The organism is Curtobacterium sp. ME-Dv--P-122a (genome assembly GCF_030209645.1).
Classification (GTDB): Bacteria; Actinomycetota; Actinomycetes; order Actinomycetales; family Microbacteriaceae; genus Curtobacterium; species Curtobacterium flaccumfaciens.
In genome coordinates this window covers 127,394-146,526 of sequence record NZ_JARVRO010000002.1, presented here as the reverse complement: position 1 = coordinate 146,526, position 19,133 = coordinate 127,394, and the positions used below count along the sequence as shown (strand labels likewise).

The following is a 19,133-nucleotide window of genomic DNA, read 5'->3' as shown; positions in this document are numbered from 1 at the left end:
ACGCTACGGGTGCGTTCGGCGCAGTGTCGCCCCGCCACGCCGCGTGTCGCCGATCAGGTCCGGCAATTCAGTCCTTGGCGCGGATCACGCCGTTGTCCGGTGCCGAGACGTCGTACTCGACGACGACGCCGGGGTTCCGCGCCGCGTGGTCCTTGACCAGCGCGGCGAGCAGTTCGGCCTTCGCGTCCGACTCGTCCGGGCTCCCCCACACGACGGTCGAGCCGTCCTTGAGCGTCAGGGTGACGTCGTCGGCCGTCGACCCGGCGACGCGCGTCACCTGCGACCGGACCGTCGAGGGCAGCGCCAGCACGACCTCGGTCATGGTGCGGAAGCTCGAGGACCCCAGACGCGCACGGGCGATGTCGGCGAGCGGCATGGTCGCCGGGCGCTTCGGCGACGACTGGACGACGATGCCCGCGGGGTCGACGAGGTCGAAGGTGCTCCCGGAGCGCACCGCGACCACCGGCGTGCGCTCGGTCACCGTGACGACGAGCGTGTGCGGCGGGGCCTCTTCGGTCACGTAGCTCTCGATGAGCGGGAACCCGGCGACGTCCCGTTTGATCGCGTCGAAGTCGAGTCGGGCCAGGGGCGTGCCGATCTGGTCGGACAGGGCCTGACGCAGCGCGGACTCGTCGACGCGGTTCGTGCCCTTGACCTCGATCGTGCGGAGCGCCATCAACGGGGAGAACACCGCGACGAGGATCGAGACCCCGAGCACCAGGACGACGCTCGCCGCTGTGATCCACGCGGCGCGACGGTGCCGACTGCGCCGGGTGAACCGGCGGACCTCGGCACGCTCGAGCAGCCGGCGGCGCCGCTTCGCGATGCGCGCTTCGCGGGCGGTCTCGGCAGCGCGCACCCGCGCTCCGATGGGCGCCTCGGTGTGCTGGTCGGTCCGGGAGGCACCGGTCGCGTCGAGCACGTCGGTCACGGTCGCGTCGTGGTCGCCTCCACCGCTCGTGGCGGCTCGGCGTCCCGCGTCGCGGCGGTCGGCCTCCGGGTCCCGGTGGTCCTCGTTCGGCGTGTACTCGCGCAGGCGGTCGGCCACGGTGGAGAGCCCGGCGCCGAACCGGCGTCCGGCCGCACCGGCGAACGCGCCGACGCGGTCCCGGTGCGGACCCGGCGTGTCGGCGGCGGGCCGGTCCGCGGGGGTGGGCTCGGCGGTGTCGTCGACCGTCTCGTCGACGGGGGCGTCCGGGGCGGACGTGGGACGGGCCTCCCGGTCGTCGGCGACGCGTCCGCGGAACGGCAGCCGCGGCTTCGAGGGACCACGACGCTGCCGGGGCGCTTCCGCGGCCTCGGCCGGGGCGTCCCTGCGGGCGTCCCCCTCGTCGAACCCCTCGGGGCGCTTCACCGGGACGACGCTCCGTCGGTGCCCAGGGCGCCGAGCACCTGCGGGATGATCCGGTACACGTCGCCGCAGCTGAGCGTCATGATGATGTCGCCGTCTTGGGCGACCGCGGCCGCGCGGGCCGCCGCCTCGTCCCAGTCGGGCAGGAACTCGACGCGCGACTGGTCGGCGAAGCGCTCCTGCACCAGGGCGCCGGTCACGCCGGGCTCCGGGTCCTCGCGGGCGCCGTAGACGTCGAGCACGACCGTGTGGTCGGCGAGCTCCTCGTACACCTTGGCGAAGTCGCCGGCCATCAGGCGGGTGCGCGAGTACAGGTGCGGCTGGTGGATCGCGATGATGCGACCGTCGCCGACGACGTTGCGGGCGGCCTTGAGCGCCGCGGCGACCTCGGTCGGGTGGTGCGCGTAGTCGTCGTAGACCGAGACCCCGCGCTCGACTCCGTGCAGCTCGAAGCGGCGCTGGGTGCCACCGAACGCCTCGAGCCCGCGGACCGCGTCGGCCGGGGCGACGCCGAGGCCGGTCAGGACCGCGAAGGCGCCGACGGCGTTGATCGCGTTGTGCCGGCCGGGCACGCGGAGGGTCAGGTGGTACGCCTCGCCACCGGCGCGGAAGTCGACCTCGACGCCGGCCGACTCGGTGATGCCCTCGATGCGGACGTCCGCGTCGACGGCCTCGCCGAAGGTGACGATCTCCGGGGCGTCCGGGCGCTGGCGGATGCCGGCCGTGACCGTCTTCGCGCCGGCGTCGTCGCTCGAGATGACGACGCGCTCGCTCGCCTTCGCGGCGAACTCGACGAAGGCCTCGGTGAAGGCCTCCTCGCTGCCGTAGTGGTCCAGGTGGTCGGCGTCGACGTTGGTGATCAGGGCCACGGCGACGTCGTAGAGCAGGAACGAGCCGTCGGACTCGTCGGCCTCGACCACGAACAGGTCGCTCGACCCCGGGGCCGAACTCGTGCCGAGGGACTGGATGACGCCGCCGTTGACGAAGCTCGGGTCGAGGCCGAGCTCGACCATCGCGGTGACGATCATGCCGGTCGAGGTGGTCTTGCCGTGCGCACCGGCGACCGCGACCAGGCGGTGCTCGGCGATCAGGGCGGCGAGGGCCTGCGAACGGTGGAGCACCGGCAGACCGCGGCGCTGCGCCTCGAGGAGCTCGGGGTTGTCGGGCCAGAGGGCGCTCGTGACGACGATGGTGTCGGCCTGGCCGACGTTCGCGGCGTCGTGACCGATGTGCACCGTCGCGCCGAGATCGCGCATCGTGCCGGTCGTCTCCGTCTCGCGGGAGTCGCTGCCCGTCACGCGGTGCCCGGCGGCGAGGAACATCCGGGCGATCCCGCTCATGCCCGCTCCGCCGATGCCGACGAAGTGCACCGTGCCCAGGTCGTCCGGGATCGGCTGGGTCAGGTCCGGCTTGATGGTCATCGTTCCTCCGTGGTGCTGGGGGCCTGCTTCGCGGCGTCGAGGACCAGGTCGGTCATCCGGTCGGCGCCGTCGCGGTGGCCGACGCTGCCCGCCCGCACGGTCATGTCGGCGATGCGGGAGCGGTCCTGCAGGATGCTCAGCAGCTGGAACGTCACCCAGTCCTGGTCGAATTCCCCGTCCGCCACCAGGACGGCTCCCCCGGCGTCGACGACGTCCTTCGCGTTGTGGCGCTGCTCACCGTTGCCCACCGGGTACGGCACGAGCACGCTCGGCAGCCCGACGGCGGTCAGCTCGCACACCATGCCAGCACCGGAGCGCGACACGACGAAGTCGCTCGCCGCGTACGCCAGGTCCATCCGGTCGCAGTAGGGCAGCACGTGGTAGCCGTCGAGGTCACTCGGGCCGATGTCCGACGCGGCACCCACGACGTGCAGGACCTGCCAGCCGGCACCCACGATGGCGGCGGCGGACTTGTTGATCGTGCGGTTGATGCTCCGTGCGCCCGAGGAGCCACCGGTCACGAGCAGCACCGGTCGGTCCGGGTCGAGCCCGAACTCGGTGAGCCCCTCGGCCCGGACGGCACGGCGGTCGAGCGACTCGATCTCGCGACGGAGCGGCATGCCGACGACGCGGCCGTGGCGCAGGCGCGTGTTCGAGAAGGTCAGGCCGACGTGCTCGGTGAGGAATGCGGCGAGGCGGTTCGCCAGCCCGGGCTTGGCGTTCTGCTCGTGCACGACGATCGGGGTGCCGGTGCGGCGGGCGGCGATGTACGCCGGAGCTGCCGCGTAGCCACCGACCCCGAGGACCACCTCGATCTCGTGGTCGCGGATGATCTGCTCGGTCCGCTTTACCGCCGCCGCGAACCGCTGCGGGAAGCGCAGGGCGGCACCGTTCAGCTTCCGCGGGAACGGCAGGCGCGGGATCGTCAGCAGCTCGTAGCCGCGCATGGGCACGAGACGGGACTCCAGGCCCTCGGCGGTGCCGAGCACGAGCACCTCGGCGCCCGGCTCCCGCTCGGTCAGCCGGTCGGCGACCGCGAGCAGGGGGTTGACGTGGCCGGCGGTGCCGCCGCCGGCGAAGAGGTACTTGCTCACCGCAGTGATCCGTTCGTGGAGGTCCGGCCGAGTGGGGCGTTCGTCAGGCCGGGGTCGTTCTTGCCGGGCAGGTCACGGGCGAAGGAGAGCACGACGCCGATCGCCACCAGGGTCATGATGAGGGCCGATCCACCGGCTGAGATGAGTGGCAGGGGCACACCGAGCACGGGCAGCAGGCCGAGCACGACGGCGATGTTGATGAGCGCCTGGCCGATGATCCACGCGAGGATGCCACCGGTGACCGTCTTCACGAAGGGGTCGCGGGACTGCCGGATGATCTTGATCATGCCGACGGCGAGCACCACGAACAGGCTGAGCACCACGACGGCGCCGATCAGGCCGAGCTCCTCGCCGATGATCGCGAAGATGTAGTCGTTGTCCGCCTCGGGCAGCCACGACCACTTCGCCTTCGAGTTGCCGAGGCCGACGCCGAACACACCGCCGGACGCGAGCGCCCACATGCCGTGCACGGGCTGCCAGCAGATGTCCTGGTACTGGCTGGTGTCGGTGCATCCCGACAGCCAGGCGCTGATGCGGGTCGAGCGCGAGGCCGAGGCCATCGTCACGAAGGGCAGCATCACGGCGAACGCCACGAGGCCGACGAGCAGGTGCCGGGCGCGGACGCCGCCGATGTACAGCGCACCGAACACCAGGATGAGCATGACCATCGCGGTGCCCTGGTCACCACCGAGGACGACGAGCCCGAGCGAGAGCATCGAGGCGATCCCGATCGGGATGAACACCTCTTTCCAGTCGTCGAGCTTGTCCCGCTTGACGTAGATGATGGCGCCGATGCCGAGCACCAGCCCGAGCTTCACGACCTCGGACGGCTGCGCGGTGAACGACCCGAGCTCGATCCAGTTCCGGTTGCCCTGGATGTCGATGCCGAGCGGGGTGAACACGAGCAGCTGCAGGACGAGCGCCGCACCGAGCAGCCGCATCGCCCACTTCCGCCAGATCCGGGTCGGGACCCGGCTGGCGATGAGCATGAGCGGCACGCCGAGCACGGCGTACAGGCCCTGGCGGGACGCCGCCCCGAAGAAGTCGTGGGTCGCCGCGTACTCCTCGACGCTCGACGAGGACAGCACCATCACGACGCCGAAGACGACGAGGAACAGCGTGACGCCGAGGATCGTGTAGAAGGTGCTGGACTCCGCGACGAAGACGTTCTTGACGGCGACGATCGCGCCGTTCGTCCGTCGTGGGGTCGTCGCGGTCCGGCCGTTACGGCTGTTCGGAAGATCCGTCGGTGTCGTCGCCATCGACTTCTCCTCCCAGGTGCTCGTTGACCGCGGCCGCGAAACGCTGCCCCCGGTCGGCGTAGGAGCCGAACTGGTCGAACGACGCCGCCGCCGGGGCGAGGAGGACGGTGTCGCCCGGCCTCGCGACCGATGCGGCATGCCGAACCGCCTCGCGCATGACCTGATCAGTGTCCGTCGTCTCCACCTGGAGCACCGGGACCGTGGACGCGTGTCGCGCGAATGCCTCGAGGACCGGGGTCCGGTCGGTGCCGATCACCACGACGGCGCGGACGCCGGGGCCGAAGCGCTCGACCAGCCCGTCGACGTCGACGCCCTTGAACAGACCGCCGACGATCCACACGACCGTGTCGAACGACGCGAGCGACGCGGTGGCGGCGTGCGGGTTCGTGGCTTTGGAGTCGTCGACCCAGGTGATGCCGTCCGCCTGGGCGACGAGCTCGGTGCGGTGGTGGTCGGCGCGGAACGCCCGGACGGCCGACTGGATGGCGCTCGGCTGGACGGTGCCGGCACGGGCCAGGGCAGCGGCGGCCAGGACGTTCATGGTCATGTGCGGGCTGGCGAGCCCGGCGGCCTCGAGGTCGGCGATGGTCGACAGCTCGAGCGCGCTGTTGCGGCGGTCCTCGTTGAAGGCCCGGTCGCACAGGACGTCCTCGACGATGCCGACGTCACCGGGAGCGGGGACGCCGGGGGTGAAGCCGACCGCACGGCAGCCCTCCACCACGTCGGCCTCCTGCACCATCTGCCGGGTGGCCTCGTCCGAGGTGTTGTAGACGCACGCCATCACGGTGCGTTCGTAGACCTTGGCCTTCGCCGCGCGGTACGCCTCGGCCGAGCCGTGCCACTCCAGGTGGTCGTCGGCGATGTTGAGGCAGGCGCTCGCGAGCGGCACCACGGCCCCGTCACCGGACGTCGCCGCGTAGTGCAGCTGGTGGCTCGAGAGCTCGACGACGAGCACGTCGTAGCCGACCGGGTCGCGGACGACGTCGAGCACCGGCACGCCGATGTTCCCGCACGCGACGGCACGCAGGCCGCCGGCTTCGTACATCGCGGTCGTGAGCTGTGTCGTCGTGGTCTTGCCGTTCGTGCCCGTGATCGTGATCCAGGGGGCCGCGACCGGGCCGCGGACGACCTTGTCGCGCACGCGCCAGGCGAGCTCGATGTCGCCCCAGACGGTGCTGTTCGTCACCGACCACTGCACGGTGGCGTTGTGCGGGGGCAGCCCCGGCGACACGATGACGACGTCGGGCGTCTGCTGCACGAGGGCGTCCGGCACGGTGTCGAGCGGCGTCTGCAGGAACCGGGCACCGATCACGTCGAGCAGCTCGACGCTGTCGGCGGGGGCGTCGGACGAGTAGACCGTCACCTCGCTGCCGAGCTCCACGAGCGTGTCGGCGACCGAGAACCCGGTGGCACCGAGGCCGAGGACGGCGACGTTCAGCCCCTTCCACCCCTCGGAGTACCAGCTGTCGAGGGACTGGAGGCGGGACGGCGAGGACACCGGGTCAACCAACGCGTGCGATCCATTCGAGGTAGAAGAGTCCGACCCCCGCCGCGACGAAGAGCCCGGCGATGATCCAGAAGCGGACGACGACGGTCACCTCGGCCCACCCCTTCAGTTCGAAGTGGTGGTGCAGCGGACTCATCAGGAAGATGCGTTTGCCGTGGGTGATCTTGAAGTAGGCCCGCTGCAGGATGACGGAGCCGGTGACGATGAAGAACAGGCCACCGATGAGGATGAGCAGCAGCTCGGTGCGGCTGAGGATCGCGAGGCCGGCCAGGGCACCGCCGAGGCCGAGCGACCCGGTGTCACCGAGGAAGATCTGCGCCGGCGAGGTGTTGTACCAGAGGAACCCGATGAGCCCACCGCAGACCGCGGCCGCGACCACGGCGAGGTCGAGCGGGTTCGAGACGGTGTAGCAGGCGTGGGCGGTGTTCGAGTCGAGCCGTGCCCCGCCGCAGATCTGGTTCGACTGCCAGAAGCCGATGATGACGTACGAGCCGATCGCCAGGATGCTCGACCCGGTGGCCAGGCCGTCGAGGCCGTCGGCCACGTTCACGCCGTTCGACGTGGACACCGTCAGCAGGACGATCCAGGCGAGGAACAGCACGGTGCCGATGACGGTGCCGAGCGCCATGAAGTCGAGCCACGGCACGTCGCGGATCGCCGAGATCATCGTGGACGCCGGCGGCTTGCCGTTCGACGTGGGCACGACCAGGGCGATCGTGGCGAAGATGACGCCCACGATGACCTGGCCGAGGATCTTGGCCCAGCCGCCCAGCCCGAGGCTCCGCTGACGACGCACCTTGAGGAAGTCGTCGATGAAGCCGACGAACCCGAGCCCGACCATCAGGAACAGCACGAGCAGGCCGGACAGCGTGATCGAGTCGCCTCCGATCAGGTGGCCGACGAAGTACCCGATCACCGCACCGATGATCAGGACGATGCCGCCCATGGTGGCGGTCCCGCGCTTGGTGTGGTGGGACTGCGGACCGTCGTCACGGATGAACTGCCCCCACCCGAGACGGTGGAAGAGCTTGATGAAGGACGGGGTGAGCAGCAACGTGAACACCAGCGACGTGGCGCCGGCGATGAGGAGCGCGATCATTCGGTGACACCTCCGAGGCGGTCGCCGAGGAATCGCAGTTCGGCAGACTTCGAGGACTTGACGAGGACGACGTCGCCGGGGCGGAGCATCTCCTGCATGGCACGGACGGCGTCGTCGACGTCCTCGATGTACACGGACTCGCCGTCCCACGATCCCTCGAGGGTGGCGGCCTGGTGGATGGGCATCGCGCCGCGGCCGACGACCACGAGCTGTCCGATGCCGAGGCGGACGACGAGCCGACCGATGCGGTCGTGCTCCTCGACGGAGTACTCACCGAGCTCGGCCATCTCACCGAGCACGGCGACGGTCCGCTCCCCCGGGCGCACGATCTGCGCCAGGGTCCGCAGCGCCGCCGCGGTGGAGTCGGGCGACGCGTTGTACGCGTCGTTGATCACGGTGACGCCCTCGGGGCCGCCCTGGAGCAGCTCCATGCGCCAGCGCTCGGCGCGCGTCATCGACGCGAGCGCCGCGGCGCCGTCGGCGAGCGGGACGCCCCACAGGTGGGCCACGGTGAGCGCGGCGGACGCGTTCATCGCGTGGTGCTCACCCAGGATCGCGAGGCGCACGTCGACCTGATCCGGGCCTCCAGGCTGTCCTGGAGGCGCGGTGAGGGTGAAGCGGGTGCCGCTGCGGTCCGTCTCGATGCCGGTGATGCGGTAGTCGGCCTCGGCCGACGTGCCGAAGCCCACCACGCGCGCGGCTGTCAGGTCGCGCATCGACGCGACGCGGTCGTCGTCGACGTTGAGCAGGGCCGTGGCGGTCTCGGGCAGGTCGGTGACCATCTCGGACTTCGCGCGCTGCGTCGCCTCGATGCCGCCGAACTCGCCGGCGTGCGCGAGGCCCACCTTGAGGACGACGCCGAGGTCGGGCTCGGCGATCGAGACGAGCTTGGCGATGTGGCCGACGCCGCTCGCGCCCATCTCGACCACCAGGTACCGGGTGTCGTACGTGACGCGGAGCATCGAGATCGGTGCGCCGACGTGGTTGTTGAACGAGCCCTCGGGCGCGACGGTCGCGCCGTGCTGCTCGAGGATCGTGCGGAGCATGTTCTTCGTGCTCGTCTTGCCGTTCGAGCCGGTGATGCCGACGACCCGCAGGGGTGCCGGGCGACCGTCGGCGTCCACGCGGTCCGCGGTGCTCATCCGGACGCGCGTGACGACCTCGTGCGCGAGCGCGGCGAGGGCCTCGTACCCGTCGACGACGACGATCTGCGGCGCGGTGGTGTCCACGCGCTCGGGCGTGATCACCAGGGCGGCACCGGCGGCGACCGCTGCGGGCACGAAGCGTCGACCGTCGGTGACCTCACCGGGCAGGGCGAAGAAGACGCTGCCGGGGCGGACCAGGCGGGAGTCGGTCTCGACCGAGCCCTCGACGACCAGGTCGCCGGGCTCGGCGACGTCGGTCGCCTGCGCGCCGCCGATCAGCTCGCCGCCGACCGCGGTGGCGATCTCGGCGAGGGTCATGGCGATCATCGGACGTCCTCCGCCGGACCGGAGTTCGGCTCCCAGCCGGCCTCGCGCAGGGCCACACGGGCCTCGTCGCGGGCGGAGTACGGCGTGCGGACGCCCTGGATGTCGCGGTAGTCCTGGTGACCCGGGCCGGCCCAGAGGATCGAGTCCCCCTCGCCGACCAGGCTCACGGCCGTGCGGATCGCGGCCTCGGGCGGGCTGACCTCGTGGATCTCGTGGTCGGGGTACGCCGCACGTGCGGCGTCGACCAGGGTCTTCCGGATCGACGCGGCGTCCTCGAAGCGGGGGTGGTGGTCGGTGACGACGAGGATGTCGCTGCCGGCCGCGGCCACGCGGGCCATGTCGCCGCGCTTCGTGGTGTCGCGGTCGCCGTCCGCACCGAACAGCATGAGGACCTTGCCGGAGGTGAACTGCCGGACCGCGGCGAGGGTGTTCTCGAACGCGTCGGCGCTGTGGCCGAAGTCGACGTAGACGCTCGGGCCGTGCTCACCGGAGACGCGCTCGGTGCGGCCGGGCAGGTAGCACTCGATGGCGGAGACGCGGTGGGTCTCGCCGTCACGCTCGCTCGCGGCGTCCTCGTCCGGGTAGCGGCGGTGGTTGCTCTCCAGCGCGTGTGCGATGGCACCCAGCTCGAACCCGCCCTCGACGAGCATGACGATCGCGAGTGCCGCATTCGCCGCCATGTGCCAGCCGATCAGCGGCACACGGGTGGTCAGTTCGCGGCCCTCGGGGCCGGTCAGACGGAACTCGGTGTAGGCGGCGTGGGCCTCGACGATGTCGACGTGCCACTCGGCCTCGACGTCGGGGTGCACGGTGATCGTGGTGACCGGGATGCGGGAGTCCTGCACCACGCGGTGGCCCCAGTCGGTGTCCAGCGAGACGACGCCGCGACGGGCGTGCTCGGGCTGGAACAGCGGGAGCTTCGCCTGGTAGTACTCCTCCATGTCGGCGTAGTCGTCGAGGTGGTCGTGCGACAGGTTCGTGAATGCCGCGACGTCGAAGACGATGCCGTCGACGCGGTGCCGGCTGAGGGCCTGGGCGCTGACCTCGACGGCGACCGCGCGGACCTCGCTCTCGCGCATGCGGGCGAGGAGCGCGTGCATCTCGCTGGCCTCGGGCGTGGTCAGGCGGCTCGTCACGCTGAGCGAACCGATGTGGCGCTCGGCGGTCGAGCTCAGGCCGGTGACCAGGCCGAGCTGCTTGAGGATGCCCTCGAGGATGTAGGACGTGCTCGTCTTGCCGTTCGTGCCGGTGACGGCGAACAGCTGCGGCAGGTCGGTGGCCTCGTCGGGGTGCGTGCGGTAGACCCACGCCGCGACGTCGCCGAGGGCGGCGCGGGGGTCGTCGACGACGAGCACCGGCAGCCCGGACGGCTCGACCAGTGCGACGCCGTCCTGGTCGGTCAGGACGGCGACGGCGCCGCGCTCGGCGGCCTCCGTCGCGAACTGTGCGCCGTGCCGGTTCGCACCGTGCACGCCGACGAACAGGTCACCCGGCTGCACCTCGGTGGCGCTCAGGGTGACACCGGTGGTCTCGATGCTGTCGACCGAGCCGACGACTCGCAGACCGAACGCGTTGGCGAGTTCGGAGACGGCCCTCGGGGTCGGGTGTTCGGGTCGGAGGACCGGGGGGATCCGTGCGGACAAGTGTTCCTTCTTCCTCACCACGTGGACGGGTAGAGCTTCGCCTCGGACGCGGAGGGGGCTACTCGGTACTTCTCGAGCACCTGGGACATGAGTGTGCGGAACGCCGGAGCCGCTCCGCTGGACCACTTGTTGGTCTGCGGCTTCGTGAACGTCACCGTGACAACATACTGGGGGTCTTCGGCGGGTGCCATTCCGGCCACCGACGTGATGCGCTGACCGCCGTAGCCCTGCGACCCCTCGGCCACCTCGGCGGTCCCCGTCTTCGCGGCGATGTTGTAGCCGGAGATCGGCTTCATGCCCACCAGCGTGCCGCCCGTGACGACGCTCTGCAGCATGCCGGTGACCTGCGTGGCGGCGGCTGCGGAGACGACCCGCTGCTTCTGCACGTCGGGCGCGTCGATCGTCTTGCCGTCCGCCGTGGTGCAGCCCTTGACGAAGTGCAGCGGGATCCGGACACCGTCGTTCGCGATCGTCTGGAACACGCTCGCGACCTGCACGGCCGTCGTCGAGATGCCCTGACCGAACATCGAGTTGATGTTCGTCTGCTGGTCCCAGTTCGGGCTGGTGCCGTAGTCCATCGAGGGCTGGCCCGGGTAGTCGATGGCCGTCTCCGGCTCGAACAGCCCGAACTTCTTCATGTAGTCGAAGCGCTGCTGGGCGGTCAGCCGTGCACCGAGCTCGGTGATGCCGACGTTCGACGAGTTCTGCAGGATGCCGGTCAGCGTGAGGTTCTCGGTGGGGTGGAACTCCGAGTCGTGGATCGTGCCGCCCCAGGGGAACGTGCGCGAGTACGGCACGACCGCCTGGTCGGTGGGGTTCGACTTGCCCTGGTCGAGCAGTGCGGCGGCGATGGCGGCCTTGATCGTGGAGCCCGGCTCGTACGACGCTGTCAGGGCTCGGGAACCGAAGGCGCCCTTGTCGGTCGTGGCGTCGACGTCGTTCGGGTCCACCGTCGGGTAGTCGGCGACCGCGAGCAACTCGCCCGTCTTGACGCTCGTGACCGTCGCCGTCGCGGACTCCGCCTGCAGGGTCTTGGCGGCGGACGCGATGGTCTGCTGCGCCATGTACTGCAGGTCGCTGTCGATCGTGGTCTCGAGCGTGCCGCCGTCCTTGGCCTTCTTCGTGGTCACCGTGCTGCCCGGGAGCTGCACGCCGTCCTCGCCGCGCTCGTAGGTCTCGGAGCCGTTGGTGCCCGCCAGGCACTGGTTGTAGGAGTACTCCAGGCCGGCCTGAGCACCGTCGGTGCCCATGAAGCCGGTCAGGTTGCCCGTGGTCGCACCGGTCGGGTACACCCGCGCCGCCTGCGGCTCCGGGTACAGCCAGGGGATGCCGAGTGCCCGCACGGCCTCGTAGTGCTGCACGTCGAGGCCCTTGACCAGGTACGCGAAGTCGGACTTCGGGTTCGCGGCGATGTTCTTCCGCATGGTCGCGACGTCGCCCCCGGAGGCCTTCGCCAACGCGCTGAGGGCGGTGCCGACGCTGACGTTCTTGATGCGGGTGCCGCCGAGCTTGCCCTTGAACTGCTTGACCAGGCGCGGCGAGGTCGTGATGTTGTACCGGGTCACGCTGTCGGCGAGTTCGGTGCCGTTGCGGTCCACGATCGACCCGCGGGTGCCGTAGATCGTCACGGGGATGCTGCGCTTCTGGGCCGACGCCTTGTTCAGCTCGGACGCCTGGACGACCTGGATGTCGACGAGCCGCACCACGAACACCCCGACGAGGGCGATCACGGCGAGCATCACGATGCTGTAGCGCAGGCGTCGGTTGCGGATCGTCTTCGTCACGCGGTGCGGTCCTTCCCGGGCGGTGCTGAGGGTGCGGCGGACCCGCCGGTCACCGGGTGGAGGGCGCCTGGAGCGGGTTCGCGTCGGACTCTACGGACGACTTCGCCGTCCCCTGGTCCGACGCGCTGGCGCCGCTCGTCTTCTCAGACGTGGCGGTGCTGTCGGCGGATCCCGTGGTGCCCGTGGTGCCCGACTTGCTCGTCGTGCCCGTCTCCTTGCTGGTGGAGGTGTCCCCCGGCTTCGTGGCCAGCGGGACGTCGTTCAGCAGCGAGTTCGGCACCTGGTTCTCGGTGGACGCCGTGGCCTCGTCGGGCTTCGCCGGCGTCGGCGTGCCGTACACCCGACCGGTCTTCGGGTCGAGGTACACGGGCGTCGAGTTGGCGATCATGCCGAGCGACTGCGCGTTGCGGGCCAGGTTCTGCGGCGAGTCGAGGACCCGGAGCTGCTCGGACAGCGACTGCTGCGTGCGGGACAGGTTCGTCTGCTCGGCCGACAGCGAGTTGAGCGTGTAGGCGCCCTGGCTGAGCACCATGCTGATGCCGAGCTGGGCCAGCAGCAGGATCCCGAGCGCGGCGACGGCCACCACGGCGTACCCGATGCGGGGGCGTGCCCGGCGCTGGGCCGCGGTCGGGGTGACCTCGACCAGCTCGGGGCGGTGCTGACGGTCGGGGCGCGGGGCCCGCGACGGGACGACCGCAGGGTCGACGAGTGCGAGGTTCGTGCTCATGTCAGTTCCGGATCCGCTCGGCCGCGCGCAGGCGCACGGGGGTTGCTCGGGGGTTGGCGGCGCGTTCGGCTTCGTCGGCCAGCTCGGCGCCCTTGACGATCAGGGAGAAGGTCGGAGCGTGCTCGGGCAGCTCCACCGGCAGGCCGGCGGGGGCGCTCGACTTCGTGCGCTCCACCAGGGCCCGCTTGACGATGCGGTCCTCGAGGGACTGGTACGACTCGACGACGATCCGGCCGCCGACCGCGATGGCGTCGAGCGCCGCCGGGATCGCCCGCTCGAGCACGCTCAGTTCGGCGTTGACCTCGATGCGGAGCGCCTGGAAGACGCGCTTGGCCGGGTGCCCCTGGCGCTGGATGGCGACCGGGGTCGCGTCGTGCAGCACCTGGACCAGGTCGCCGGACATCTCGAACGGCTTCGTCGCCCGCCGCTCGACGATCGCTCGGGCGTACCGGCCGGCGAGCTTCTCCTCGCCGTAGCGCTGGAAGATGCGGCGGAGTTCGCCCTCGTCGTAGGTGGCCAGGACGTCGGCGGCGGTCTGCCCCTCGGTCCGGTCCATCCGCATGTCGAGCGGGGCGTCCTGGCTGTACGCGAACCCGCGCTCGGCCCGGTCGAGCTGCAGCGAGCTCACGCCGAGGTCGAACAGCACGCCGTCGACCTTCGTGAAGCCCTCGCCCTCGACCGCGTCGACGATGCCGTCGTACACGGTGTGCACGAGGCGGACGCGGTCGCCGAAACGGGCCAGGCGCTCCCCCGCGATGCCGAGTGCGTCGGTGTCGCGGTCGAGTCCGATGAGCGTGAGCTCCGGGAACCGCTCGAGCAGGCCCTCGGAGTGGCCGCCCATGCCGAGCGTGGCGTCGACGACGACCTTGCCCGGGCCCTCGAGCGTCGGCGTGAAGAGGTCGACGATGCGCTGGAGCATCACCGGCGTGTGCGGGAAGCGTGGCGTCTGGTTGTCGTTGTCGGCCATGTGCAGCCCCTCGTCTCCTGGGCCGTGGGTCCGGATCCCCATCCATGCGACCTGACACCGGGGAAGTGGCGTCAGGGCTTCACGGCTGGGAGTCCCGATCCGCGGATCAGAAGATCCCCGGGATCACCTCCTCGTCGTTGTCGGCGAATGCCTCTTCGGCTTCGGCGTAGTAGGCCTCCCACGCGGGGGTCGACCAGATCTCGGCACGGTCACCGCTGCCGATGACCGTGAGGTCCCGCTCGAGCCCCGCGTACTCGCGGAGGTTCTGCGGGATCGTCACGCGGTTCTGCTTGTCGGGCTGTTCGGCGCTGGCCCCCGAGAGGAACAGACGCATGTAGTCCCTGGTGCGCTTCGACGTCATCGGGGCGGTCCGGATGCGCTCGTGGAGTTCCTCGAACGTCCGGGCGCTGAAGACCACGACGCAGCGTTCCTGGCCGCGGGTCATCACGAGCCCGCCGGACAGTTCGTCCCGGAACTTGGCGGGGAGGATCACGCGACCCTTCTCATCGAGCTTCGGGGCATGAGTACCGAGCAGCACGTCGGGCCTCCCCTCCGCTCCACCGGACCGTTGCGAGCCCCACTTTACTCCACTCCCCTCCCCTCGACCAGGAATCCGCTCCCTTTTCCGCCCGCGACACCCCTACTGGGGGCATCGAAGCCGGAATGCACCCCGCCGGGATGACCGCGGATGCCCGGATCCATGCGGTTCGCGAGTGCCGGAGCAGTCGTGGAGGAAAGTGGAGGACTTTCGCAGCCGGTGGAGCGCCTCGGGGCGCGCCGCGGGCGCACGACGCCCAGGGGGCACGAACTGTCGCTCGCGCGGCTCCCAGCCGACAGTTCCTGCACCCTCGGCATCCACCGCGCGGCACGTCGTGACCACTCGCGCACGCACCGGCGGCGGTCCGCCCCGACGCCCCGGTCACCCCGCCCTGGAGGCCCGTCCCACCTCCGCCGCGGAGCGCACGCGGGCGCACGGTCGGCTCCACCACGCCCGGCCGCCGGTCAGCGCATGGTCACGACGTGCCGCCGCCGCGACGCCGAGTGGGCACGAACTGTCGCTCGCGCCGGCCCAGCCGACAGTTCCTGCACCCTCGGCATCCACCGCGCGGCATGTCGTGACCACTCGCGCTGGCACGACCCCGGCACGACCCCGGCCGGACACCGCAACAACAGGCCCCCGGGAACACGAAACGGGGCCGACCCGAAGGCCGACCCCGTGGAGGAGTGTGGAGGGAGTCCTGCTGACCCCCGTCAGCTACTGACTCTGGTCGTTGCGCTTGTCCCAGCGCTCGTTCATCCGGTCCATGAAGGACCCGCCACCGCCGGCGGACGGACGCGCCGACCCACCGGACGCGGGCTTGCCCGGCCGAGCGGGCTTCGCCTTCGGGGCACGCATGCCCGGGCGCAGTGCGAACAGGACACCGGCGAGCATCACGACGAAGCCGAGGATGCCCAGCAGCGGCGCCTTGATCACCAGGCCGACGATGACGATGGCGACCCCGGCGAGTGCGCCGAGGACACCGAGCGTGATGGCTGTGTACGTCGGACGACCCTGTCGACGTGTGACACGAGCCACGAAATCGGAATCGTTCTGGTAGAGGCTGCGCTCCATCTCTTCGAGAAGGCGCTGCTCCTGTTCCGAGAGCGGCATCTTGGTTCCCTCTGTTCCTGGGATCGACGCGGGGTTGAAAAACGCGGGTTGAGTGGACCGATTCTATGCCTCGACCACTCCACTAGGGTAGGGATCGTGGCTGAGAGTACGCGATTAGTGGACCTCGTATCGGCGCGTATCGACCGGGCACTCGACGAGCAGCGTGAACGGCTCCTCGCGATCAGCCCCGACCTCGCGCCGTTCGACCGGTACGCCCGAGACCTGTTGTCCGGCGGCAAGCGCTTCCGGGCGCTGTTCTGCTACTGGGGATGGCAGTCGGTGGCGGGCCGTTCGGGCTCGTTCGACCCGCTGGCCGAGGGGTCCCGGCAGACCACCGCCGAGGCCGTCGTCACGGTCGCCGCAGCACTCGAGGTCTTCCACGCCGCGGCCCTGGTGCACGACGACATCATGGACCGCTCGGACACCCGTCGCGGGCGTCCGGCCGCGCACCGCCGCTTCGAGTCCCTGCACGAGGAGTCCGGCTTCGTCGGCGACCGCGGGCAGTACGGCACGAACTCCGCGCTGCTCCTCGGCGACCTGCTGCTCTCGCTGAGTGACTCGGTCTTCGACGAGGGCCTCGCGCTCCTCGACCCGGTGCGGGCCCGCATCGTCCGCCAGGAGTTCCACGCCATGCGCCTCGACGTCACGGCGGGGCAGTACCTCGACGTGCACGAAGAGACCGCCTGGCCCGTCATCGACGAGTCCGAGCACCTGCTGCGCGCCCAGCGCGTCATCGTCTTCAAGTCGGCGAAGTACTCGATCGAGGCCCCGCTGGTCATCGGCGCCCTGGTCGCCGGCGCGAGCGACTCCCAGCTCGAGGGCCTCCGCGCCTTCGGACTCCCCCTCGGCGTGGCGTACCAGCTCCGCGACGACATGCTCGGGGTCTTCGGTGACCCCGAGGTCACCGGCAAGCCGGCCGGCGACGACCTGCGCGAGGGCAAGCGCACCGTCCTCATCGCTTCGGCGCGCAAGACGCTGGCGAGCGGTCCGCGGCAGCTCCTCGACGAGCTCCTCGGCGACCCCGACCTCGACGAGGAACAGGTGCAGATGCTCCGCGCGACCCTCACCGAGTCGGGTGCCGTCGCCGCCGTGGAGCGGTCGATCGAGCGGCACGTCCAGCGCGCCAAGGCGGCGCTGGACGCCTCGCCGCTGACGCCGTCGGCACGCGAGCAGCTCGCGTCGCTGGCCGACACGGTCAGCCGCCGGTCGTCCTAGACGCGACCCCAGTACAGACGGGAGGCCCGTGGCGACACCGCCACGGGCCTCCCGTCTGTCCGGAACGCGTCTAGAGCAACGACTGGGCGATGCGACGCACCTCGGCCTTGCGACCGGCGCGCAGCGCCGCGATCGGCGTGGTGCCCATCGCGTCGTCGACGGTGAGCATCCAGCGCACGGCCTCGTCGTCGGTGAAGCCGTTGTCGCCGAGCACGATCAGCGTGCCGCGGAGTTCGGGCATGGGCTCGCCGTCCTCGAGGAACTCGACGGGCACGCGCAGCACACCGCCGACGCGGGCTGCGAGCAGGGTCTTCTGCTCGAAGAGTCGGTGGATCCGTCCGGGGCTGGTGCTGAACATGTCCACCAGCTCGGGGACGGTCAGCCAGCGTTCGGAGAGGGACAGGTCGTCGACGGGTGCGGCACTCACACGCCCATGGTGCCAGAGTGACCGCCGGAGTGAATCCGCCTCGTTCGTCACATTCGTCACATCCACCCCATCTGACTCTCTGGTTGACTTGGGAATCAGGCCATGCCAGCGTTGTGGCACCTGTGAGTGCGCGCATGCGTGCGCACGGCTCAGTCGAGATCAGGAGAAACCCGTGGACCACGCTGCAGACGAAGTCGCCCGGCGCGCACGATCCGCCCGGTTCGCCACCATGCCCATCGTCCTCGCGGGCACCATCGCCGTGACCGCCGGACTGACCGGCCCGGTCGCGCACGCCGAGCCGCGGCACGACGACGCCGACGCGAACCACAAGCGCCACGTCGACCAGGACCGCGCCGTGACCGACCGCCCGGTGTTCGGCACCGCCGTCGCTCGGCCGTCGCAGACCGTCGTGCGGACCGTCGCCGCGACCACGAAGGCCCCCACCGCCGCTGTGCCCACGAACTACACCGTCCACCACGGCGACACGGTCTCGGGCATCGCCGCCCGCTTCGGCCTGTCGGCGCAGGAGATCCTCGTGCGCAACGGCCTCGGCTGGAACACGATCATCCACCCCGGGCAGACCCTCCACCTGGCATCGACCCCCGCCGTCACCACCGCGGCGGTGCGGACCTCCGGGTCGACCGGCGGCTCCGGCTCGGACACCTCGAGCTACCACGTGAAGCAGGGCGACACCGTCTCCGCCATCGCGTCCCGCGTCGGCGTGTCGACCACGGCGCTCCTCAGCGCGAACCAGCTGTCGCAGCGCAGCGTCATCTACCCCGGACAGACGCTGCGGGTGCCGCACGGCTCGTCGTCGACGCCGTCGGTGTCGACCGCCTCGGCCCCGTCGACCAAGTCGAGCGTGCAGATCAGCGCCGGTGACACCGTGGCCTCGATCGCCGCCGCGCACCACGTCTCGGTCAAGTTGCTCCTGTCGGCGAACGGCCTGTCGTACACGAGCACGATCTACGCCGGCAAGACGCTCGTCATCCCGTCGTCGAACGCCACCGCCGCGCCCGCGGTCGCTGCCAGCGCCGCGGTGAGCGGTGCCGTCGGCCTGAGCGCCGAGCAGCGCCAGAACGCGGCCACCATCGTCGCCGTCGGTCGATCGCTCGGCGTCCCGGACCGCGGCATCGTCGTGGCCCTCGCCGCCGCGATGCAGGAGTCGAGCCTCCGGAACCTGCCGCACGGCGACCGCGACTCGGTCGGCCTGTTCCAGCAGCGGCCGAGCCAGGGCTGGGGCAGCGCGGCGAAGCTGCAGGACCCGGCGCACGCCACCGCGCTGTTCTTCGGCGGGCGGAACAACCCGAACGCCGGCAAGACCCGCGGGCTGCTCGACGTGCCCGGCTGGTCCTCGATGAGCATCACCGACGCGGCCCAGGCCGTGCAGCTCTCCGCCTACCCGAAGGCCTACGCCACCTGGGCGAGCGCCGCCGAGGGCTGGCTGGCGACCCTCTGAGCCTCATCCGGAAGATCGAGATTGGGTCACGGCCGGTGCGCCGGTGCGTCCGAG

At 70.9% G+C, this 19,133-nt stretch carries 16 protein-coding genes; 2 read left to right on the top strand and 14 right to left on the bottom strand.

Annotation, left to right across the window (positions count from 1 at the left end; translation table 11 throughout):
* Window positions 1-67 precede the first annotated feature (67 nt).
* The 13 genes from QRN49_RS01790 to QRN49_RS01730 all read right to left on the bottom strand — a co-directional run bounded on the left by QRN49_RS01790 (window position 68) and on the right by QRN49_RS01730 (window position 15,978).
* Complete coding sequence (locus QRN49_RS01790) at window positions 68-1,354, bottom strand: cell division protein FtsQ/DivIB (protein WP_284753693.1); 1,287 nt, start codon at window positions 1,352-1,354, stop codon at window positions 68-70.
* Window positions 1,351-2,772, bottom strand: coding sequence for a UDP-N-acetylmuramate--L-alanine ligase (gene murC / locus QRN49_RS01785; protein ID WP_284753691.1), 1,422 nt, complete (start codon window positions 2,770-2,772; stop codon window positions 1,351-1,353). Before murC ends, QRN49_RS01790 begins: the two co-directional genes overlap by 4 nt.
* Entirely contained in the window at window positions 2,769-3,866 is a 1,098-nt protein-coding gene (gene murG / locus QRN49_RS01780; RefSeq protein ID WP_111023106.1) for an undecaprenyldiphospho-muramoylpentapeptide beta-N-acetylglucosaminyltransferase, read from the bottom strand. The genes murC and murG overlap by 4 nt, the downstream gene beginning before the upstream one ends.
* Window positions 3,863-5,128 (bottom strand): putative lipid II flippase FtsW, encoded by a 1,266-nt coding sequence (gene ftsW / locus QRN49_RS01775; RefSeq protein ID WP_111023105.1) that lies wholly within the window; start codon window positions 5,126-5,128, stop codon window positions 3,863-3,865. The genes murG and ftsW overlap by 4 nt, the downstream gene beginning before the upstream one ends.
* Window positions 5,091-6,626: a UDP-N-acetylmuramoyl-L-alanine--D-glutamate ligase gene (gene murD / locus QRN49_RS01770; RefSeq protein WP_284753687.1), complete on the bottom strand. Its 1,536-nt coding sequence runs from the start codon at window positions 6,624-6,626 to the stop codon at window positions 5,091-5,093. Before murD ends, ftsW begins: the two co-directional genes overlap by 38 nt.
* A gap of 4 nt (window positions 6,627-6,630) precedes the next feature.
* Window positions 6,631-7,734, bottom strand: coding sequence for a phospho-N-acetylmuramoyl-pentapeptide-transferase (gene mraY, locus QRN49_RS01765; protein ID WP_071405416.1), 1,104 nt, complete (start codon window positions 7,732-7,734; stop codon window positions 6,631-6,633).
* Complete coding sequence (locus QRN49_RS01760; protein ID WP_284753684.1) at window positions 7,731-9,206, bottom strand: UDP-N-acetylmuramoyl-tripeptide--D-alanyl-D-alanine ligase; 1,476 nt, start codon at window positions 9,204-9,206, stop codon at window positions 7,731-7,733. The genes mraY and QRN49_RS01760 overlap by 4 nt, the downstream gene beginning before the upstream one ends.
* Entirely contained in the window at window positions 9,203-10,849 is a 1,647-nt protein-coding gene (locus tag QRN49_RS01755) for a Mur ligase family protein (protein WP_111033314.1), read from the bottom strand. The genes QRN49_RS01760 and QRN49_RS01755 overlap by 4 nt, the downstream gene beginning before the upstream one ends.
* Window positions 10,850-10,863: 14 nt before the next feature.
* Window positions 10,864-12,633 carry a peptidoglycan D,D-transpeptidase FtsI family protein gene (locus QRN49_RS01750; protein WP_284753678.1) on the bottom strand — a complete coding sequence of 590 codons (1,770 nt, stop codon included), beginning with the start codon at window positions 12,631-12,633 and terminating at the stop codon, window positions 10,864-10,866.
* A gap of 49 nt (window positions 12,634-12,682) precedes the next feature.
* Complete coding sequence (ftsL, locus tag QRN49_RS01745; protein ID WP_209082091.1) at window positions 12,683-13,360, bottom strand: cell division protein FtsL; 678 nt, start codon at window positions 13,358-13,360, stop codon at window positions 12,683-12,685.
* A 1-nt stretch (window position 13,361) separates the two neighbouring features.
* Complete coding sequence (gene rsmH, locus QRN49_RS01740; protein WP_284753674.1) at window positions 13,362-14,327, bottom strand: 16S rRNA (cytosine(1402)-N(4))-methyltransferase RsmH; 966 nt, start codon at window positions 14,325-14,327, stop codon at window positions 13,362-13,364.
* A 106-nt stretch (window positions 14,328-14,433) separates the two neighbouring features.
* Entirely contained in the window at window positions 14,434-14,865 is a 432-nt protein-coding gene (gene mraZ / locus QRN49_RS01735) for a division/cell wall cluster transcriptional repressor MraZ (protein ID WP_017886616.1), read from the bottom strand.
* A 717-nt stretch (window positions 14,866-15,582) separates the two neighbouring features.
* Complete coding sequence (locus QRN49_RS01730) at window positions 15,583-15,978, bottom strand: SCO2097 family morphological protein (RefSeq protein ID WP_110864614.1); 396 nt, start codon at window positions 15,976-15,978, stop codon at window positions 15,583-15,585.
* A gap of 96 nt (window positions 15,979-16,074) precedes the next feature.
* Between QRN49_RS01730 and QRN49_RS01725 the strand changes: the two genes are divergently transcribed.
* A complete protein-coding gene (locus QRN49_RS01725; protein ID WP_071405410.1) occupies window positions 16,075-17,193 on the top strand; it encodes a polyprenyl synthetase family protein in 1,119 nt (372 codons plus the stop codon).
* 70 nt (window positions 17,194-17,263) lie between these two features.
* Here QRN49_RS01725 and QRN49_RS01720 read toward each other — a convergent pair whose 3' ends face one another.
* The gene (locus QRN49_RS01720) at window positions 17,264-17,620 is read right to left on the bottom strand and encodes an Rv2175c family DNA-binding protein (RefSeq protein WP_171907813.1); all 357 of its coding nucleotides are present in this window, start codon (window positions 17,618-17,620) and stop codon (window positions 17,264-17,266) included.
* 172 nt (window positions 17,621-17,792) lie between these two features.
* On the opposite strand from QRN49_RS01720, the gene QRN49_RS01715 reads away from it, so the two are divergent.
* Window positions 17,793-19,079: a LysM peptidoglycan-binding domain-containing protein gene (locus QRN49_RS01715; protein ID WP_284753665.1), complete on the top strand. Its 1,287-nt coding sequence runs from the start codon at window positions 17,793-17,795 to the stop codon at window positions 19,077-19,079.
* Window positions 19,080-19,133 lie beyond the last annotated feature (54 nt).

Bases quoted from the DNA above. Each gene is read 5' to 3' on its own strand.
- murC (WP_284753691.1), bottom strand. From the start codon at position 2,772: ATGACCATCAAGCCGGACCTGACCCAGCCGATCCCGGACGACCTGGGC.
- ftsW (WP_111023105.1), bottom strand. From the start codon at position 5,128: ATGGCGACGACACCGACGGATCTTCCGAACAGCCGTAACGGCCGGACC.
- mraY (WP_071405416.1), bottom strand. From the start codon at position 7,734: ATGATCGCGCTCCTCATCGCCGGCGCCACGTCGCTGGTGTTCACGTTG.
- QRN49_RS01760 (WP_284753684.1), bottom strand. From the start codon at position 9,206: ATGATCGCCATGACCCTCGCCGAGATCGCCACCGCGGTCGGCGGCGAG.
- ftsL (WP_209082091.1), bottom strand. From the start codon at position 13,360: ATGAGCACGAACCTCGCACTCGTCGACCCTGCGGTCGTCCCGTCGCGG.
- rsmH (WP_284753674.1), bottom strand. From the start codon at position 14,327: ATGGCCGACAACGACAACCAGACGCCACGCTTCCCGCACACGCCGGTG.
- QRN49_RS01730 (WP_110864614.1), bottom strand. From the start codon at position 15,978: ATGCCGCTCTCGGAACAGGAGCAGCGCCTTCTCGAAGAGATGGAGCGC.